At 36.7% G+C, this 17771-nt stretch carries 20 protein-coding genes; 3 read left to right on the forward strand and 17 right to left on the reverse strand.

Annotation, left to right across the window (positions count from 1 at the left end; translation table 11 throughout):
* Window positions 1-25 precede the first annotated feature (25 nt).
* Window positions 26-1003: a class F sortase gene (locus tag JI666_RS14650; RefSeq protein WP_286170852.1), complete on the forward strand. Its 978-nt coding sequence runs from the start codon at window positions 26-28 to the stop codon at window positions 1001-1003.
* 408 nt (window positions 1004-1411) lie between these two features.
* On the opposite strand, the gene JI666_RS21945 is transcribed toward JI666_RS14650, so the two are convergent.
* The 7 genes from JI666_RS21945 to JI666_RS14685 all read right to left on the reverse strand — a co-directional run bounded on the left by JI666_RS21945 (window position 1412) and on the right by JI666_RS14685 (window position 8268).
* Window positions 1412-2026 (reverse strand): CPBP family intramembrane glutamic endopeptidase, encoded by a 615-nt coding sequence (locus tag JI666_RS21945; protein WP_211201524.1) that lies wholly within the window; start codon window positions 2024-2026, stop codon window positions 1412-1414.
* A 383-nt stretch (window positions 2027-2409) separates the two neighbouring features.
* Window positions 2410-2829: a GNAT family N-acetyltransferase gene (locus tag JI666_RS14660; protein ID WP_206893096.1), complete on the reverse strand. Its 420-nt coding sequence runs from the start codon at window positions 2827-2829 to the stop codon at window positions 2410-2412.
* Between the two features lie 141 nt (window positions 2830-2970).
* Entirely contained in the window at window positions 2971-3576 is a 606-nt protein-coding gene (locus JI666_RS14665; RefSeq protein WP_206893097.1) for a YgaN family protein, read from the reverse strand.
* 241 nt (window positions 3577-3817) lie between these two features.
* Entirely contained in the window at window positions 3818-5227 is a 1410-nt protein-coding gene (locus JI666_RS14670; protein ID WP_206893099.1) for an alanine/glycine:cation symporter family protein, read from the reverse strand.
* 216 nt (window positions 5228-5443) lie between these two features.
* Entirely contained in the window at window positions 5444-6082 is a 639-nt protein-coding gene (locus JI666_RS14675) for an SDR family oxidoreductase (RefSeq protein ID WP_206893100.1), read from the reverse strand.
* A 110-nt stretch (window positions 6083-6192) separates the two neighbouring features.
* Entirely contained in the window at window positions 6193-7245 is a 1053-nt protein-coding gene (locus tag JI666_RS14680; protein WP_206893101.1) for a GGDEF domain-containing protein, read from the reverse strand.
* 255 nt (window positions 7246-7500) lie between these two features.
* Window positions 7501-8268 (reverse strand): SDR family NAD(P)-dependent oxidoreductase, encoded by a 768-nt coding sequence (locus tag JI666_RS14685; RefSeq protein WP_206893102.1) that lies wholly within the window; start codon window positions 8266-8268, stop codon window positions 7501-7503.
* 198 nt (window positions 8269-8466) lie between these two features.
* Here JI666_RS14685 and JI666_RS14690 point away from each other — a divergent pair, with 198 nt between their 5' ends.
* Entirely contained in the window at window positions 8467-9819 is a 1353-nt protein-coding gene (locus JI666_RS14690; RefSeq protein WP_206893103.1) for an alanine/glycine:cation symporter family protein, read from the forward strand.
* A gap of 119 nt (window positions 9820-9938) precedes the next feature.
* On the opposite strand, the gene JI666_RS14695 is transcribed toward JI666_RS14690, so the two are convergent.
* From JI666_RS14695 to JI666_RS14715, 5 genes are all read right to left on the reverse strand, one after another.
* Window positions 9939-10499, reverse strand: a complete 561-nt coding sequence (locus tag JI666_RS14695) for a DUF4256 domain-containing protein (protein ID WP_286170846.1) — start codon at window positions 10497-10499, stop codon at window positions 9939-9941.
* 456 nt (window positions 10500-10955) lie between these two features.
* Entirely contained in the window at window positions 10956-11828 is an 873-nt protein-coding gene (locus JI666_RS14700) for an HAD family hydrolase (RefSeq protein ID WP_206893110.1), read from the reverse strand.
* Window positions 11829-12338: 510 nt separating this feature from the next.
* Window positions 12339-12647 (reverse strand): rhodanese-like domain-containing protein, encoded by a 309-nt coding sequence (locus tag JI666_RS14705; protein WP_206893112.1) that lies wholly within the window; start codon window positions 12645-12647, stop codon window positions 12339-12341.
* A 258-nt stretch (window positions 12648-12905) separates the two neighbouring features.
* The gene (locus JI666_RS14710) at window positions 12906-13367 is read right to left on the reverse strand and encodes a hypothetical protein (protein WP_206893120.1); all 462 of its coding nucleotides are present in this window, start codon (window positions 13365-13367) and stop codon (window positions 12906-12908) included.
* A 201-nt stretch (window positions 13368-13568) separates the two neighbouring features.
* The gene (locus JI666_RS14715; protein WP_206893122.1) at window positions 13569-14084 is read right to left on the reverse strand and encodes a GrpB family protein; all 516 of its coding nucleotides are present in this window, start codon (window positions 14082-14084) and stop codon (window positions 13569-13571) included.
* Between the two features lie 182 nt (window positions 14085-14266).
* Between JI666_RS14715 and JI666_RS14720 the strand changes: the two genes are divergently transcribed.
* On the forward strand, window positions 14267-14671 hold the full coding sequence (locus tag JI666_RS14720) for a hypothetical protein (protein ID WP_206893123.1): 405 nt from the start codon (window positions 14267-14269) through the stop codon (window positions 14669-14671).
* Here JI666_RS14720 and JI666_RS14725 read toward each other — a convergent pair.
* The 5 genes from JI666_RS14725 to JI666_RS14740 form a co-directional block, all read right to left on the reverse strand.
* Window positions 14612-14812, reverse strand: a complete 201-nt coding sequence (locus tag JI666_RS14725; RefSeq protein ID WP_206893125.1) for a P-loop nucleotide/nucleoside kinase family protein — start codon at window positions 14810-14812, stop codon at window positions 14612-14614. The genes JI666_RS14720 and JI666_RS14725 overlap by 60 nt on opposite strands.
* Before the next feature lie 181 nt (window positions 14813-14993).
* Window positions 14994-15128, reverse strand: a complete 135-nt coding sequence (locus JI666_RS21535; protein ID WP_255435940.1) for a hypothetical protein — start codon at window positions 15126-15128, stop codon at window positions 14994-14996.
* Between the two features lie 338 nt (window positions 15129-15466).
* Entirely contained in the window at window positions 15467-16372 is a 906-nt protein-coding gene (locus JI666_RS14730) for a zf-HC2 domain-containing protein (RefSeq protein ID WP_206893128.1), read from the reverse strand.
* Complete coding sequence (locus tag JI666_RS14735) at window positions 16372-16857, reverse strand: RNA polymerase sigma factor (protein WP_206893131.1); 486 nt, start codon at window positions 16855-16857, stop codon at window positions 16372-16374. The genes JI666_RS14730 and JI666_RS14735 overlap by 1 nt, the downstream gene beginning before the upstream one ends.
* 373 nt (window positions 16858-17230) lie before the next feature.
* Window positions 17231-17503, reverse strand: a complete 273-nt coding sequence (locus JI666_RS14740) for a hypothetical protein (RefSeq protein ID WP_206893133.1) — start codon at window positions 17501-17503, stop codon at window positions 17231-17233.
* Window positions 17504-17771: the final 268 nt, after the last annotated feature.

Genomic DNA, 17771 nt, shown 5'->3' on the forward strand with positions numbered 1-17771 from the left:
TTAAAAGAGGTGAAGATCATTGAAGATGTTCATGTTACTGGTCATTGGTTCAATTATTTGGCTTATCCTCGCGGGTTATAACAATAATTATGCCAATCCAGAGCCTATGCAAGAAACCATGAATGAAGAAGTTCTAGAAGCACAAACTTCTGAGATCGACGTAGCAGAGGTAGAAAAACCTGACGTGCTTTCAGATGAATTTCTTCTTTTAGATTCTCAGAAAGAAAAAATTGAACAAGCCAAAAAGGTCCAAAATACTAAAGAAGGCATCAGTCCTGTTAAGGTAGAAATCCCAGCTATTGATGTGGCTGCTACTATCGAGAATGTAGGAATCTTAGAGAATGGACAAATGGGCGTTCCTGAGAACATGAATGAAGTGGGGTGGTTTGAACCTGGATTCAAACCTGGAACGGAAGGAAACGCCGTTCTTGCTGGACACGTCGATAGTAAGGAAGGACCTGCGATCTTCTTCTATCTTGACAAGCTCGCAGAAGGCGATGAAATTATGTTAACTGGCAAAGATGGAGAAAAACTTACTTTTGTCGTAACTGGTAAAGAAAGCTATCCTTATCAAAACTCACCTATTGAGAAGATCTTTGGATCAACTGAGTCACGAAGTTTAAATTTGATTACATGTACAGGAACGTTCAATCGTTCGAAAGGTACACATGAAGAGCGACTAGTCGTATCGACAGTTCTTAAAGAAGATCCGAAAGAGAAAGAAGTGACAGTGGATCCAAACAAAGTTCCGGATGCTCCAACAAACGTGACTGCTAGCGGGAATTTCTTATCATGGCACGCTGTTCGCGATGAAAACGTAGTAGGATACCGTATTTATAAAGCTAATCAGAACGGATCATATAAGCAAGTTGAAAGCATTTCAAGCATCGAACGAAAAAGCTATACTGACGAAAATGCCTCAACATCCTCTTACTATGTGACAGCCGTTGATATTTTTGGAAATGAGTCTGCTCCATCTAAGAAATTCATACCTCAGCAATAATAAATCTAGGAATTACTTTAAGAAAATGAATAACAAATTATAATAGAAAGATTCTTTTCGTAACTATTGGTGTTATAAGAGTGAGGGGGACTTCCGCTCCCTTCAGTTAAGTTTGATTCTTAATACAAAAATCCTTTCAAAAGAAGCGCCAATAGAAACGACCAGCATATTGTAGCGTAATATGCTGGTCTTAATTTAGTGTTTTAAGCTTTTAAAAGTCATTTCAACAATCTCAAGCGATCCTCTAAGTTCGTAACCTCTGTAAGCCAATTTTGGTTATCATCCGTTTCCACCCACAATTGTATTAACTCAGAGTTCTCTAACATTCTGAATAGCATTGAGTGCGTCATCCACTATATTCTTATCCAATTCTAATTGACTAGTATTACCCCAAACTATGGAATAAGTTCAAATTATCCATCCATTGAAAACCATCCCCAAATTGATAACAATGTGAAATACTATGGATGGATATATACTCTTAGTCTTTATAACTACGATAGCATAGAAAAGCCCACCGAAAGAAAAGAGCAAGCTTATGATTAGAGATATTCCAATAGATATATGTAGCAAGCCAAATCCTATACTGGTTATTAAAACGGCATAAAAGGTGGAAACATTTCTTTTTAAGCTTGATAGCATAATACCTCTCCAAATTACCTCTTCAAGTGTAGCGTTTACGATGGCAAACAATATCCCGAAAAGTAATATTGATTTTAAATAGTTTATTTCTTGATGTATAAATAACGGTATAAGTATTGTACTCGAACCCATTAGCCCTAAAAGTAAAAAATACGGTAATTTTATTGTATGGAAAGGCATTTTGATAAGTCTTTGCCGATCTGGTAATTTTGCGTAGATAAAAATTTTTTGCTTAGATAACATCAGTGAAATCACTGTTCCAACAAGTATGAGCATAAGTAAACTTCTGTTTATAATGATTTTCGTTTCTTCGGATGTGTTCCATTCATAGATGAAGGTGCTTCCAACTTGAAACACCAATAGACCTATTAAAAAGAACATAAACAATGAAATGGAAGCACGGTATTTATTAGTTGTAATGTAGAAAATGAGTAAGAATATCAGCGGTAATAATCCCCACACAAACAATCTAAATGAAAAAAGAATAATACCTATGAAAAAGAAGATTGCAGAAAAGAAGAGGAACAAATTCTTCCGCGGGTAATAAATACTAATTCCCCCTTTGTTAAAATACAATTTAAACGTTTTTCAATTCATTATTATTCTAGATAACTGCTCTAAGCCTACATAGAGCGCATACCTTTTATTCAGCAATAGCTCCTTATATTGAATAGCATCAATGGATTACTTTTGGTTAAATCATTCCTCACAAATGTCGAACATTTTGGTGTATTTCCAAACATCTCTTACACTCTAGTGGTTAATTAATTTGAATTAAAATATATAATCTCTGGATCTCCTTCATCTAAATTCTCTATATTACCACTTTGAATAAATCCATTCGCTTCAAATACTTTCTGCATCCTAACATTAGTACAATTGGTAGAAGAAAACACTTTCACAGTAGGGGCATTATTGAGCATATATTCTATTAGCAAACTTGCATATCCTTTCCGTCTTTTGGATGGAGATACAATAACCAGGGATATAAATGAACAATCGAAGAAATTAGTATCATAAATTAAAAACCCCACAATATTTTTTTCTTCCTGAACAACTATACAACGCCCCATATCAATGGCATTTCTAATGAAAACCCGTCTGCTTGTATTTCCAATCACATCACTATCAATTTGTACTATGTTATCTAAGTCTGTGATATTGGCTTTTACAACATTATACATTCCACTCACCCTTATATAGAGTTTAGTTTCTCATATTGGTTTTTCAACCAGACTTACATATGCCCCTATTCTTTATTAAACATTCCGATCTAGCTTCCCTCAATTGATACAAACAAGTTTAAGTCTTAGTACTGAGAGAAGTTACTTCTCGTTATCATTCTTGAGCTCCAATTTAAATACAACAGCATATTCCGCATCCTCGACTGCTTTAGGTAAAGTTGTTCTGTTTTCACTTACCTCTGTTGATAATTCATTTTGACTAGTTCCAATCAAGTAAGACAAATAAACGGGTTCATCTTTGTTTATTGTGACTTTCTCTTCTAATTGTACAAAGCTAAAACTGACAAGATCATCAGGAAAAAACTCGTTCCCTCTGGCATATCCGTTCGGTTCTCCAAGTGTCAGGAAAGTTTCTTTCTCCTCCACTAAGAGCTGAAAGGAGTGAAGGGCTTTATTAAATTTATTGTTTTCACCAGGTCTGGATGTGGAAGAAATGACATTCCTTTCTTTTCCTTTTTCATAAACATCAATAGAAGTTACTAGCACTTCTCCCTCATTAACTTCACCATTAATTGTATAAAATGTTTGATAATCGACACCTGTTTGATTAACTATACTTTTCTCGCGCTCAGACAGATCTGCTGGTTCAATCTCTAAAGAAGGCGAACTTTTCGTACCACTACTTTCTTCGTTTGTACAAGCCACAAGAAACAACGCAACTCCAAAAAGAAAAATAAGTTGTTTCATCTTTACCCTCCTTGATAAATATTACAAAAATTCATTCTTTTAAACTGCCAAAACTTAATACCAATTATTTCAAATTGGCAAGAATATCTCAATCTTTTCTTTCATATAAAGGAGCCTATTGCGTACTCATATTAAAAAAAGTAGTTCATTTAAAAGTACAAATGAAACTTCTGTACTCCTAAACTGAACTACTTTAAACGACCAGATTATTCTATTGGTGTGTTTTTGTAATCACTTTAATTCAGCTTGCCTGTTTCATCTCCGCTTCAACAAGATAACGATTAAAGTAATCGTCTGTTTCACTCTTAATGACTTTATATAATAATAGCAAAGCGATTAAGTTAGGAATCATCATTAGAGCGTTTGCCATGTCTGCGAATGCCCATACTGTGGTAAGATTTGCGACGGTTCCAACAAAGCAGGCAAGAATATAAACCGCTCCGTAATAAACCGTTACTTTCGTGCCTACCAAATATTCGAAGCATTTATATCCGTACACATACCATCCAATGATAGTAGAGAATCCGAAGAATATAACAGAGAATGTTACGATATACTCTCCGATAAGACCAAGGCTAGATCCAAATGCTGCGGTTGTTAGTGCCCCAGCTTCAAGAGTTGGATCGTGTACAACCCCAGAAAGGTCTCCACCTGTTGGATCCCAGAAGCCTGTCATGATTAGAACAAGTGCTGTCATTGTACAAACAACGATCGTAACGATAAACGTACCTGTCATCGCTACAAGTGCCTGTCTCACTGGATGTTCTGCTTTCGCATTACCTGCAATAAGTGCTGCCGTACCAAGACCCGCTTCGTTTGAGAAAATCCCTTTCGATACGCCAGATCTTACTGCTTCCATTACAATAACACCAGAAAATCCTCCTACTGCTGATATAGGGGAAAAAGCATAAGTGAAGATTAATTTCATTGCTGGAATAATCGAATCGACATTTAGGCCAATGATGATGAGTGAACCTAGGATATATAAAACAGCCATAATGGGGACAAAGAAACCCGCTACTGAACTGATTCGTTTCACTCCGCCAAATATAATGAGTGCCGTAAGGACTGCAAGTATGGCTCCAGTCACCCAACCGTCGATATTAAAGCTTTCATCAACAACACTTGCAATTGTATTGGATTGTACACTGTTTCCAATACCTAATGAAGCAATCGCGCCAAATAATGCAAAGGAAATCGCAAGCCACTTCCATTTTGGTCCAAGTCCTCTCTCGACATAATACATGGGACCACCCGCATATTCTCCTCGGTCATTTTTTACACGATACTTCATCGCAAGTAGAGCTTCCCCATATTTTGTTGCCATCCCTAACAATCCTACAATCCACATCCAGAAGATTGCACCGGGTCCGCCGATAGTAATGGCTGTAGCTACACCAGCAATATTACCGTTTCCGATTGTAGCAGCCAGTGATGTCATTAACGCTTTATAATTACTTACGTCACCTTCAGCACTACTATCTTCTTCCTTCTCCTTTGAAAAAGCTAGTTTGAACGCATATCCAAGTTTGCGAAATTGAAGTCCTTTAAGGACCATTGTCAGAAATACGCCTGTTCCAAATAGCAGAATAAGGCTCGGCGCTCCCCACAGAATAGCATTAATTTTCTCTAGCGATTCTAAGATGTTCATTTTCTCTCTACCCCTTTTTGTTAACGCTTTCAACGATCAACCTTTATCACATTATCATTACTAAGATATATTCGCAATTCTACTACCAAAAATGATGATATAGTCACTATTTAATTTTTACTATAGTTATATAGAAAAGACAATTAGTAACTTTCTCCAAGCTAAAAGAGACTTAATGGGGATCCCATCAAGCCTCTCATGCATGTCCATTATCTTTTATAGTTGGCCGAGTGCGTCGCTAATACTAAGGTCACCATTTAGAATTTCAAACGTGCGGTGGTACGTATTGTCATTCTCCAAGATTTCAGTCAATACAGCCGCAACATCTTCACGTGGAATTTGACCTGATTTATCATCTAGGCTTTCAGCAGCTCTAATTTGACCTGTGCCTGGATCATTTGAAAGGCTACCTGGACGAAGAATTGTATAATTTAAATTCGTCGCTTTCAGATGCTCATCAGCACGCTTTTTCGCATAAAGATAAGGCTTCATGTTGTCAGGTCCTTGTTCAGGATCGTCAGAACCTACTGTACTTAACATAACAAAGCGCTTAATTTCCTGCTGCTTCGCTTCGTCTATTGCTTTAATAGCGCCTTCCTGATCGATCATAATCGTTTTATCAGCGCCTGTATGTGGACCAGATCCAGCTGCGAAAATGACTGCTTCACAACCATATAACGCTTGAGAGAAATCTTTCTCAAGATCGCCTAAAACAGTTTTGCCACCAGCATCTTCAATGGCTTTGACTTGATCTGTATTTCGAATCATACCTACTGCTTCATGGCCACGTTCAGCTAGAGATTTAATTACATGTGTTCCTACCTGTCCGTTTGCTCCGATCACTAGTACTTTCATTATATTTCCTCCTTTAAAAACCTTCACAACTGTTATATTCCGCAAAATAACTTTTTTAAACCCCTCGATGTGTTTTTGCCTGCTATAACTAGCTATTAAAGAAAGGAACATTACACCCACACTTGATTTCTACCGTTCTTCTTTGCCTGGTAAAGGTGATGGTCGGCTTCATCAATCGCGAGCATAATCGATTGACTTTGATGCCATTCAGCTAGACCAATTGATACCGACACCTCTTCGATCGTTTCTCCTGTTTCTGTTGTAAAGAGATGGTTGTGTAATGCTGTTTGAAACTTTTTCATTCTGGCATATGCATCAGATGTTTGCTCTACCTCAATCAGCAGAATAAATTCCTCGCCTCCGTATCTGCCTACAAGCCACTCATTACTCTGTAGAGACAAAAATGAGGAGAACTCCTCTAGTACTCGATCACCATTCAAATGCCCATACGTATCATTAATAACTTTAAAAAAGTCTAAATCAATCATCGCAACGACTTGAGTCAACTTGCTTTCTCGTTCTTTAGCTCTCTTAAGAAAACTTCGGAGATTAAGGAGACCCGTTAGCGTGTCATGTTCTGCATAATAACGGAGCTGTTCACTCATTTCTAAATTCTTCGTACTTGTTTGAATAAAGAAATACATGATCATCGCTGATAGCTGAAACGAAAGAAAGTGAAGCGCGTATGTTGAGATGGTGGTAGCATCATAAACAATCAAACTTAGAATAGCATCTGATATGAGCCATATAGCTGAAAAATAAAGAAAAAGACTGAAATACGAAATCGTGTTCATTACTTTTTTACGAAATACCAAAGTCACGATCGTTGGGAATACGGTTGTATAAAGGAGTTCAACAAAGATTAATTCCCCCGAAAAAGCAAATCTTGCAACAAAAATAATCGCAAGCACAGCCAATCCGTGTTTGTATCCATGATACAAAACAATAAAAACCATTGGAATCGTTCTTAAATCAAAGCGATAACCACTAAAGGTTACAGGGAGCATATATAATAGAATAATGCCTATTGCTACGATAATCACATGGAGTATGGCGACTATACTATCGGGTAATTGTTTACGAAATGCAATATAATAAACACTTTGTATACAAAGATGCATAAATAAAAGGATAGAAAAGTTCGCTAACAATGATTGCATCATATCTTTCACTTCCACTATGTCTAGTTTTCTTAACTCTACCATCAATTAAACAAATGATACATACTTTAGTACTACTTGAAAGTGATGAATGTGCTATCAAAAAAAGGAAGTCTCCTTTTCGCAAATTGCTGTTTTCTTATACAGTGTTGCTTTTGCGATACTTTTTAACAATCCCCTTTTAAATAACAACAAAATTTTAAGAAAAAAGCCTTAAGAAAAGAACCATTTAAATTCATTCTTTACTAATTTCTTATTCTAGAAAGCATGCGAGGTTGTACCGCCATCAATTAAAAGATTCTGCCCAGTCGTGTATGTAGAATACGGGGAAGCAAGGTAAAGAACGGCTGGAATTAATTCCTCTAACTGTCCAATTCGATGCATCGAGTTGCTTCCATTAATTTTGTTTACTAAGACCTTGTTTTCGAGTGCTTTTTCATTGAATGGCGTTTTAATAAATCCTGGGCTAATGGCATTCACGGTAATTCCATGTGGGGACAACTCCTGTGCCAGTTGCTTTGTTAATTGCACGACAGCAGCTTTACTAGGACCATAAGGAGTAGAGAAAGGCAGTCCTACTTCACTCGCCATCGAAGCAATGTTAATCACCCTCGTTCCTTCTCCTTCTTTAAGATCAGGTAGAACGGCACGCGTCATCATATAAACGGATTTTGCATTTGTTGTCATGACCTCATCCCACTCATGGGGCTCAAGTTCTTCAATTGTTCTACGCACTGTTTTCCCAGCGTTATTTACAAGAACATGGATGGACCCAATCGTCTCATGAATGCCCATAATTAATTCATTGATGCTCTCTTCATCCGTCACATCTCCTACGAATGGATACACTCTTCTATTTGTTAGAGTGCTTATTTCGCTAGCTGCTTCATCTAACACACTTTTCGTTCGACCAACAATTGCAACGGTAGCTCCTGCTTCCGATAAGGCAAGTGCGATGGTTCTTCCAATTCCTCTACCACCTCCAGTTACAACTGCCACTTTATCTGATAAGTCAAAGTATCGCATGATGTTATCCTCCTTTATCACCACTACCATACCTAATTCTGCCCATTTACTCTATCGTAATGCTTATGGGTCTTTACTTTGAATGCGCTCTCATATGTTTTCGACATCTTTACCTAAAATTTATTTGGCTTTATAAAGGTTTTTGCAGTAATTTGTTAGAATATTTAGTATTAATGTACATAAAAGGAGGAGTTTTTATTGGAAGCTGCATTAAGTGCGATAAGTGGATTTGTATGGGGGTGGCCGTTGCTCATTTTACTTGTAGGAACGGGTATTTACCTCACTGTGCGTCTTGGTTTTCTCCAAATCACCATGCTTCCATATGCTTTAAAACAAGCATTCACGAAGCGTCAGGATAAAACTTCTGAAGGAGATATTTCTCACTTTCAGGCTCTCATGACAGCTCTTGCAGCAACCATCGGAACAGGGAATATTGCCGGTGTTGCAACAGCTGTTTTTATTGGTGGACCCGGGGCCGTATTCTGGATGTGGATTAGTGCCCTCTTCGGAATGGCGACGAAATATGCAGAAGCCATCCTAGCCGTAAAGTATCGTTCTGTTAACTCGAAGGGTGAAATGTCAGGTGGCCCGATGTACTACCTTGATAAAGGATTAAACATGAAATGGTTAGGTATGGTTTTTGCTTTCTTTGGAGCTTTTGCCGCTTTTGGAATTGGAAACATGGTTCAGTCTAACTCCGTTGCTGATGCCGTTTCGACATTTGGCATTGCCCCATGGATTACTGGTCTTGTATTAATGGTATTCACTGGCATGGTTATTCTAGGCGGGATTAAAAGCATCGGTAAAGTAACTGCTTACTTCGTTCCAGTTATGGCTTTATTCTACGTCATTGGTGGGTTAGTCGTTATTTTCATGAATCTTAATTTAGTTCCTGCCGCTGTATCCCTCATTTTCTCAGATGCTTTTACTGGCGAAGCTGTCGCAGGTGGTGCGATCGGTGCTGTAATCCGTTTTGGTGTGGCACGTGGCGTATTCTCAAATGAAGCAGGTCTTGGATCAGCTCCAATTGCAGCCGCTGCTGCAAAAACAGATTACCCAGGACGTCAGGCGCTTGTATCTATGACACAAGTCTTTATTGATACAATTGTCGTCTGTTCCATCACGGGAATTGCGCTGGTAATGGGTGGTCTTTATAAAGGAGATTTGAATGGCGCTGCACTGACTACTGCAACTTTCGAGAAATTCCTAGGTGTTCCTGGTGCACTCATTGTAACAATTGGACTTATTCTCTTTGCCTACTCTACCGTTCTTGGTTGGTCGTATTATGGTGAGAAATGTTTCTCTTATCTCTTCGGAGACGCATCGATTAAATACTATCGCTACGTTTTCGTTCTTGCGGTATTTGTAGGAACGACATTAAAGTTAAATGTTGTCTGGCTACTAGCCGATATCTTTAATGGTTTAATGGCGCTACCAAACTTAATCGGTCTTCTCGGACTTTCTGGAGTTGTTGTAGCCGAAACAAAACTATTTATGGAGAAAGTAAAAGAAGAGAAACGCGAAGCACATTCAACTGGCGTATCGAATTAAAAGAATCCTAATGACAAAGAAAGACGACCCCTCTATCCTTAATGGAGGCGTCGTCTTTCTTTTATTTGGACTTCTGATTTCGAATTAAACTATTTCGATGCTTTGTTATCTTTTTCTACTTAGACCATTAACACGCAACGAAACCCTCTAGCAGCATAGTAAGATTCTGCTCCATTATGATACACGAAGACGTGACCAAAGCGACGATCGCAAAAAAGGGCACCTCCGAGTTCTCTAATATCAGTAGGTGTTTGCACCCAACTGGATGTTTTCATATCGAATTCTCCAAGTTTCTGCAACGTTTGGTATTGTTCTGCAGTCAAAAGTTCAACGCCCATGAAAGTAGCCATGTCAACAGCGTTTTGTTCAGGTTTGAATTTTTTTCTAGACTCTAGCGCTGCACGATCATAACAAACGCTTCTACGACCCTTAGGACTTTCAGCTGAACAATCAAAAAAGGTGTATTCTTCCTTCTTTCTATCAAAATCTACAACATCCGGCTCACCACCAGTTACTTCCAGCTCATTAAGCGACCAAAGTTTTTCAGGATGCTCATCTAGCTTTGCTTGTACGTTAACCCATTCTAGACCTTTATGACGCTTCATGTTTTTCTCAAAACGTACTTTTAATACGCTCAGTAAGTCTTCCCTCTCCTCTGGTGACAATGCTTTTATATTCATCACATCCACCCTCCCATATTGATTAGACATTCAAAATCCAGCTGAATGATCTGCTTCATTGTTAACAGTTGACCAAATGAAAAGATTCATGCATAGGTTTTTCTAACATCTGATTTTTCTCAAGAGATTTCATTCACACTTAACTGATCTAATATAATGGTAAATAATGTTAACGTTCATCTCCTGAAGTGATATACGCTATATCTTCTTTCCTAAACCTTATATACCTTCATTGGACTTACAATTTCATACCTAACATGCGGTTTCCGAGCATTACTCTACCAAAACCAATCCACTGTAAGATTTTGCGTTTGCTAGAATTAATGCCTTTCCAATACAATTAACATCAAAAACAGAAAAAAGCACTTGCCTTTATTCAGCAAGCGCTCCACTTTAATAGTATAGAGACCTGATGAGCCTTTCGTTGCTTTTGTCTAGGCCATCATAATGAAATGATCATGTATTTTTTATAGAAGCTGGCACTATTGTCGACTTCAAATAATGATAGACGCCGTCATCATCACAGGTGAATTCCGTCACATCGTCGACGATTTCTTTTATTTCGTCCGATGCATTTTTCATGGCTACTGCATAATCCACAAACTGAAACATCGGTAAATCGTTGTTACTATCACCGATTGCCAGCGTTTCTTCCTCAGACAAATGAAAATAGTGTAACATTTCCTTAATACCAGTGGCTTTGTTCACATTTGCTACCATTACCTCAACATTATGCTCAGAAGAGATAGAGGTTGTAAAATCAATGTCATGCTTTATATTTTCTAGCTCATCTTTCCATTGATTGATATGTTCTTTCGTTCGAGCGAAGAAATAGAATTTGGAAAACTTGTTTCCTTCTATCTGACTTTTCCAGTCGATTGCTTCTTTGATTGCTTGTTGACGTGAAAGCCATTCATTTAGCCCAACACCTTCTGGCTGTGGGTCTCTCATTTCCTCTTCCATAAATGGACGGTCCTGTTTCAAAGCGATTCGGTCTCCTCCGTATGGAAAGAGTTCATAATAAACATTATGTTCTCTCGCTTTTTCAATAATCTTTTCAACTAATGCAAGATCAAGTGAATGTTCAAATATAGCCTCACCCTCAACATACCCGGCCATACCATTTGAAGAGATGATTCCATCCACTTGAAACCCATCAGGTACAAGCTCATTTATTTCATCCACAGCTCTTCCTGTTGCGATAAAAACGTATATTCCATTACCTCGTAACTCATCAATAATTTGTTTCGTAAATACACTTACCTTGTTATAGTGATTTAATATCGTACCATCCATATCTAAGAAAATAGCCTTTGGCTTCATTACCATAGTGACTCCCCTTATTCTGTTATTAATTCTATTTTTGAATTATACTTACTAACAAAATCATCTTTTGGACATTACATCGCACATATATCTTAACAAACATACTTTTTTCTTTAACGTTTTAAGAGTTTCTCCATCTATGAATCTATCAGTAACATTACACCTCTTCAATTAACCTGCTCAAACTACTGCTTTTGCACTCCCCAAATTACCTTTTACTGGAATGATGCACCTTCTAAATATAACGTGAACGGTGGGAAGTTTTTCGCAGATCAACTTCTAACTCGTGAAGACCTCGCCACATAACTTGTGATGGGATCAGGTATCAGGAGCTTGCACTCGACCTCGGTATTTGTCACTTGCAATTCAACTCACAAAAAAAGACTAGCAAACTACGTTGTAATTTGCTAGTCATATATTTATTTACTCTATCAGTTGCTTAACTTAAATAACTAAACCTGGATTCAGTTCTTTCATTACTTTTTTTAAATCGGGATCGAACTTGCTAATCGATCATTTTGATTCCTTCTCTACTTCGTCTTTCCATTCAAGCATGCCACCAGTCATATTCCGTACATTGTAGCCTTGCTCATCTAAGAATTGATATGCCTTTCCGCTTCGTCCACCTGAACGGCATACCATGATATGTTCTTTTGATTGATCGATTTCATTAAGACGATCTGGTAATTCACCCAAAGGAATATGAGTTGCACCGGAAATCTTACCCTCAGCCACTTCTTCATCCTCACGCACATCAATGATACTTACCGCCTCATTACTCTTTACTTTCTTTGCTACTTCTTCTGGTTTAATTTCCTTCATGTTTCTTACCTCCTTAAACGTTTTGCTACTAAAATTTTTGTTTATCATAATTACTATAACCAATTAGCATGTAGACTTAAACATGCAATATTTTCACGAATTATTCTACAAGGTGATTATTTAAAAAAACCGTTACGCTTTAATAGCGGCTAACAACTTGTTTTATACAGTCCACTCTAATCGTTTTATCAAGATTGGTGTTCTGTTAAAATTATCCTGCCCCTAAGAAGAAAAGAAAACGTACCGAAAAAATTCAATCTAATAAGTATCACTAGTTATTACGCCAAATCTATATGTTGACTCCCCCAAGGATGATCCACCCTTTCCATTCCAATAAAAATGCAATCGGTATACTGTCTCACCATTACTCGGAGGTGATAATGTAACCCAATCCGAATCTAATTTTATTTGTTCACCTGTGGTTTCATTTATTAAATTAATGGTCGATGGTTTTGGTTTCATATCTTTAAATGAAATACTTACTGAATGCTTACCCACATCAACAATTTTTGGTTTCTCCTGTGAATCTATCCCAGCATTTAATACTCCACCGCAGTCATTCCAACAAATAGTTCTTTCTAAGTGTTGGATTTCAACTTTACTTTGCTTCTCGATGTCCCAAATCTCTACTTTTGGTTTAGGAGCCTCTTCACCTTTTAAATCCCCACTACAACCAGTAATCACAGTAAGCAATAACAATAAAGATAAACACATTTTCAATTGTATCATCACCTTTTTAAAAATTAAGACGCTATTATGCAAACGCTCTGAGTTATATGAATAACTTCTGTTTAAATAACATGATTTTTTTTAATAGCGTAGGATACAAGTAAAGGGAGTCCAATTAGATATAGAAAAATAGAAGGATACAGTATACTTGATTCTCGGCCAGCGCTCCAAGATAATGGCATTAAATTATTTTTATAATTCTCTTCTGGCTTCTCTGATCATGTCTTTAATGAATGGTTCTTTTTGCTGAGTGTAAGCTGGTCTGTCATACTTGTATTTAGTAGCGAGTTCACTTTTTAGCAAAGCATATTCCTCAGCTACTTTAGGGTGCTTTCTAAGATAATCACGAAACATTATTTTTTCGACCCATTGTGTACTATGTATTTCACAAATATGTAAGTGACAAGTCCCTTTTCCCCATAATCCTTTTCTGAAAAATCTCCTATCTGTTAACTCTGGTTTTGGAACATATTCAAATTCTACTTCGCTTAATGGTTGCACAAAAGCTGATGTACTATCTAAATCCACTATTCCTACCATAATGTCAATAATAGGCTTAGCTTTTAATCCTTTTATTGAAGTGCTTCCAATATGTTCAATTCCAGCTATCTTATCACCAATAGCAGCAATAATTCGCTTTCTTTCATAATCGAATTGACTTTCCCAATCAGTATTATACTCAATCAAATTTACAATCGGTTTTGTCATTACTACTCCCCTCCTATAAATAGACTTCTAAATTAATTTCAATGTCTTATGACACGAACCCTTCTTCACTATTATTTCCATCAACCTACTATAGCGCTTGCATTTATTAAGCCATTTTACAATTTCTAATTGGTGTAATATAAGAGTGTGAAGAAATTTAATAATAGCGGAGGGTAATGAAAATGAATATCTTGTTTGATGAAACATTCACTTCAAATGACGAGCGAAAAAGCAGGAATATTTGGTATGGATATGCTGATATATCTGTTCAGGGTGAGTATGGAAAAAACATTAAGCTTAATGAAGATTTCATGGATAATTTATGCGAAATAATAAAAAATGATTTATCTCTGAATGCAGCTAACGAGCCTATTGAAACTAACTGGTATTTCTATGGAAGTTCTGTAACTCAGGACGCTATTGGAGACAATATCCGTCCGACAATTATGGTTCGTGAGAGATCTGGCGAGTTTATAACTAATATTAATATCAGTGACCACGATTTTGCTGTAAATATTGATGCTATTCTATTGTTTAAGGCGGATTTTGAAACGGCCATGTGTAGCCCATATTTCTTCATCAACTGAAAGACGTACAAACCCTTCCTGTTCTAATACTTGCGAAAATGTAGTTTTTCCAGAACCAGCAATTCCACACATCATTACCGCAAGAGGAGTTAAATCATTTCTATCACGATAAATTAAGTCAAAATTAAACTTATCAAACATTTGTATGCCCTCCCCTATTTTCTAATGTGAATTTACGGTATTAACTTAAAAAAATAGGTGAGTAATCCTTTCTAGTTTAACTGCTACGATTGTTCAATAAGTTCAATAAAAAAAGAGCACTTCTCCTTCGTGGAGAAAGCACCCGATTGCAGAAGATATTGAAATTAAACTTTTCACATAGTTATTTATCTGTCTGTTTTTGCTTCTTTTTTAAATACTCCGCACGTATTTTTTCAAGATGATTCTTTTTATCAAATTTAGCAGTCGTTTGTTTTTCATGAAACTTTGTCACAGCTACCTTACCTTTGTGATCCAATTGATATCTTCCCACTTTATTCACCACTTTTCTTCTCTTACTAGAGAATCTATTCAACAATATAATATACCTTATATTATTGCATTAATCTTTATTTTGAACACTTATTTCACAAAAAGTGTTCTTCTACTTCTTAAAGAAATGCTCCGATTTTGTTGAAGATGGACTCTGATCAGTAGAATTTGGTGGTTCAACCAATTCAAAGGATATTTTTTTGGCCATGTTTTAGAAATCTGAATCCATCAGGAAACCTTTCGGTATCAAGTAATATAGAACTGAAATTAAGAAAAGAATCACTGATTGGTGAGTCTATTATAAACCAGTGAAAGCAACAACTATTATAAAGTGCTTTTCGTCTTCTTAATTGATAATTTTTTTAATATCTTCCTTCCAGCTAACAACGCAAAATATAAAGAAATGGCGACTAGTAATATTGCATAAAAGTCCCGTTCAGCAAGGTATGTTGCAGAGTGAAGACCTTTTATAAGTAAGTGAGCAAACACGTAGGATATAGGCAATAGAATGATTTTTTCTAGTCCATTTCTTATTTTTTCGTTCTTGCGGAATATGACTAATCCAATTCCACAAATAAGTGAAAACCCTATAGCAAACAACACATAGTAGCTTAAAACAAGCCGAGGTAACGTCATGACAGAACCATCCGTTTTTGGATCTCCATAAATTAAAACATCTTCACTTCCATCTGTATTGTAATAATAAATTGAAGCGACCGTTTCCCCATTCGGGTTTAAGACCGTATTTTCCAGGTTGTTTTTGCTTATTTTCTGGTTCCAAACCGTTTCCCATGTAGTTATATCGTAGACATAACCTGAATTGTCTGCTGCTGGATATTCGGTTACATTGAATCCAGAGACTTCTTCACTAAAATTCAAAAGGACTGTTCCGTCATCCTTTTCAATAATTGATACCGCATTTTCATTATAAGAGATGTATGCTGGTGTTGTCAGATAAGCCATTGTAACAACTGCAAAAACCAATGTTACCATGACTGAAAAAATAATCGTTTGCAGCTTGTTCCTTCGCAATGTATTTTGTATGTTTCTTAAGGGAGCTATATCAGTATCTACCGGAATTTCTTCAAAAGTCTGCATTTCTTCAAGTCGTTTTTTACAGTTTTCACAAGAAGCTATATGTTCTTCAACTAGATCTCTAGTATCTTGACTTGCCATATTCTCGACATATAACGGCAGTACATCCCTAATCACATTACAGCTGATTTTCATCAATAATCCCCCAATCGCGCTTTAACCTTTTCTCTAGCGCGGTGATAAGTAACACAAGCCCAGTTATCACTCTTTCCAAACAATTTGCCAATTTGCTTAAATGACAGTTCTCCAAATATACGGAGCGTAAAGACCTTTTTGTATGGCTCTTTTAAATTCTGGATCATTTCATGTACCTTAATAGACGCTTCTGAAGTGGCTATTTCGTGTTCTACATTGTCTCCACTAGCTGGCTCTGGAACCGACTCAAGATCTACAAAGCTTTTTCTCTTACGCAGATAAGAATAATAGCTGTTCTTGGCAATTTGGCATAACCACACTCGGATATCACTATTCCCTTTGAAACTGTCCAGCGATGTTAATGCCTTCATAAAAGTTTCCGAAGTGATATCTTCAGCGATATGCTTATCGCCAGATAGACTATACACATATAAAAATACATCTTTAAAGTATGTATGATAAATATCATCAAGCTGTGTCACCATCTCACCTCCTTACATATAAGACGCGTTAAACTCAAATATCTTACAAAAATATAAAAAAACCGAACAAAGTACGCTCGGTCCTTTTTTCTTCTACCCTAATTATTGGGTACTGTAGTCGATACTTCTTTCCGTGAATCCCTTTATAATATAAGGACCATTTCTCCTCGGCATTGTTCACAATGAATTCGGTTTAGTTTAAGTGAAATATATACAATCTTTACACTAACTAATATCTTATTACCAAGCGATTTTCAACAATCTGGCCATTAAACCTCATGCAGCGCTTACTTTTTATTAAGCGAATGCTCCGAGTTATATGAATACTCGAATTCAAGGTCTAATCACTGACGGTGATATATAATGCAAAAAATTCTTAGCCTTGATTTTGAAAAGTTTTATGGTATTCGATACCTAAGATAATGAGATCCAAAAGTGAGAAAATCAATCCTAATATGAATGGAAGCCCTAAGAATAATGACTGAACGACTTCATCTCCATATTGTTTCGCCCCAAAAATTGCATGCCATAACTTGGACTCTCCTGATGCCGTAATTTGGGTAGCATATATAGCTCCAGATAAAATAATTGTTAGGGTAACTAACAATCCACCTAACATTATAAATCCGCCAATTACGATTCTTTTCATAATTTCTTCCTCCCCACTACTCCACAATTCTATCCAAAACTTATAAAGAACGGTTATATTTTATTAAATAAACGCTCCGATTTTCTGGAGGAATAATATATATTTTTGCTTTTATTTAAACTACCTTCGTTTTCCGTCATATTTGGCTCTAACTTTTATTAAGATAATAAGATATGTATAAACGGGAATTAATATAAACCATATAAATTCAGGATCTGGTATATTAAATCCGTACCACAATACGATCCCAGCTAGCGTATAAACAACG

Source organism: Bacillus sp. NTK071, from assembly GCF_017303315.1.
In the GTDB taxonomy this organism is placed as follows: domain Bacteria; phylum Bacillota; class Bacilli; order Bacillales; family Guptibacillaceae; genus Guptibacillus.

Excerpts from the sequence above, each read along its gene's own strand:
- JI666_RS14650 (WP_286170852.1), top strand. The coding sequence starts at position 26 with ATGTTCATGTTACTGGTCATTGGTTCAATTATTTGGCTTATCCTCGCG.
- JI666_RS21945 (WP_211201524.1), bottom strand. The coding sequence starts at position 2,026 with ATGTTCTTTTTAATAGGTCTATTGGTGTTTCAAGTTGGAAGCACCTTC.
- JI666_RS14660 (WP_206893096.1), bottom strand. The coding sequence starts at position 2,829 with ATGTATAATGTTGTAAAAGCCAATATCACAGACTTAGATAACATAGTA.
- JI666_RS14665 (WP_206893097.1), bottom strand. The coding sequence starts at position 3,576 with ATGAAACAACTTATTTTTCTTTTTGGAGTTGCGTTGTTTCTTGTGGCT.
- JI666_RS14670 (WP_206893099.1), bottom strand. The coding sequence starts at position 5,227 with ATGAACATCTTAGAATCGCTAGAGAAAATTAATGCTATTCTGTGGGGA.
- JI666_RS14675 (WP_206893100.1), bottom strand. The coding sequence starts at position 6,082 with ATGAAAGTACTAGTGATCGGAGCAAACGGACAGGTAGGAACACATGTA.
- JI666_RS14680 (WP_206893101.1), bottom strand. The coding sequence starts at position 7,245 with ATGATGCAATCATTGTTAGCGAACTTTTCTATCCTTTTATTTATGCAT.
- JI666_RS14685 (WP_206893102.1), bottom strand. The coding sequence starts at position 8,268 with ATGCGATACTTTGACTTATCAGATAAAGTGGCAGTTGTAACTGGAGGT.
- JI666_RS14695 (WP_286170846.1), bottom strand. The coding sequence starts at position 10,499 with ATGAATATAAAAGCATTGTCACCAGAGGAGAGGGAAGACTTACTGAGC.
- JI666_RS14700 (WP_206893110.1), bottom strand. The coding sequence starts at position 11,828 with ATGGTAATGAAGCCAAAGGCTATTTTCTTAGATATGGATGGTACGATA.
- JI666_RS14705 (WP_206893112.1), bottom strand. The coding sequence starts at position 12,647 with ATGAAGGAAATTAAACCAGAAGAAGTAGCAAAGAAAGTAAAGAGTAAT.
- JI666_RS14715 (WP_206893122.1), bottom strand. The coding sequence starts at position 14,084 with ATGACAAAACCGATTGTAAATTTGATTGAGTATAATACTGATTGGGAA.
- JI666_RS14720 (WP_206893123.1), top strand. The coding sequence starts at position 14,267 with ATGAATATCTTGTTTGATGAAACATTCACTTCAAATGACGAGCGAAAA.
- JI666_RS14725 (WP_206893125.1), bottom strand. The coding sequence starts at position 14,812 with ATGTTTGATAAGTTTAATTTTGACTTAATTTATCGTGATAGAAATGAT.
- JI666_RS14730 (WP_206893128.1), bottom strand. The coding sequence starts at position 16,372 with ATGAAAATCAGCTGTAATGTGATTAGGGATGTACTGCCGTTATATGTC.
- JI666_RS14735 (WP_206893131.1), bottom strand. The coding sequence starts at position 16,857 with ATGGTGACACAGCTTGATGATATTTATCATACATACTTTAAAGATGTA.
- JI666_RS14740 (WP_206893133.1), bottom strand. The coding sequence starts at position 17,503 with ATGAAAAGAATCGTAATTGGCGGATTTATAATGTTAGGTGGATTGTTA.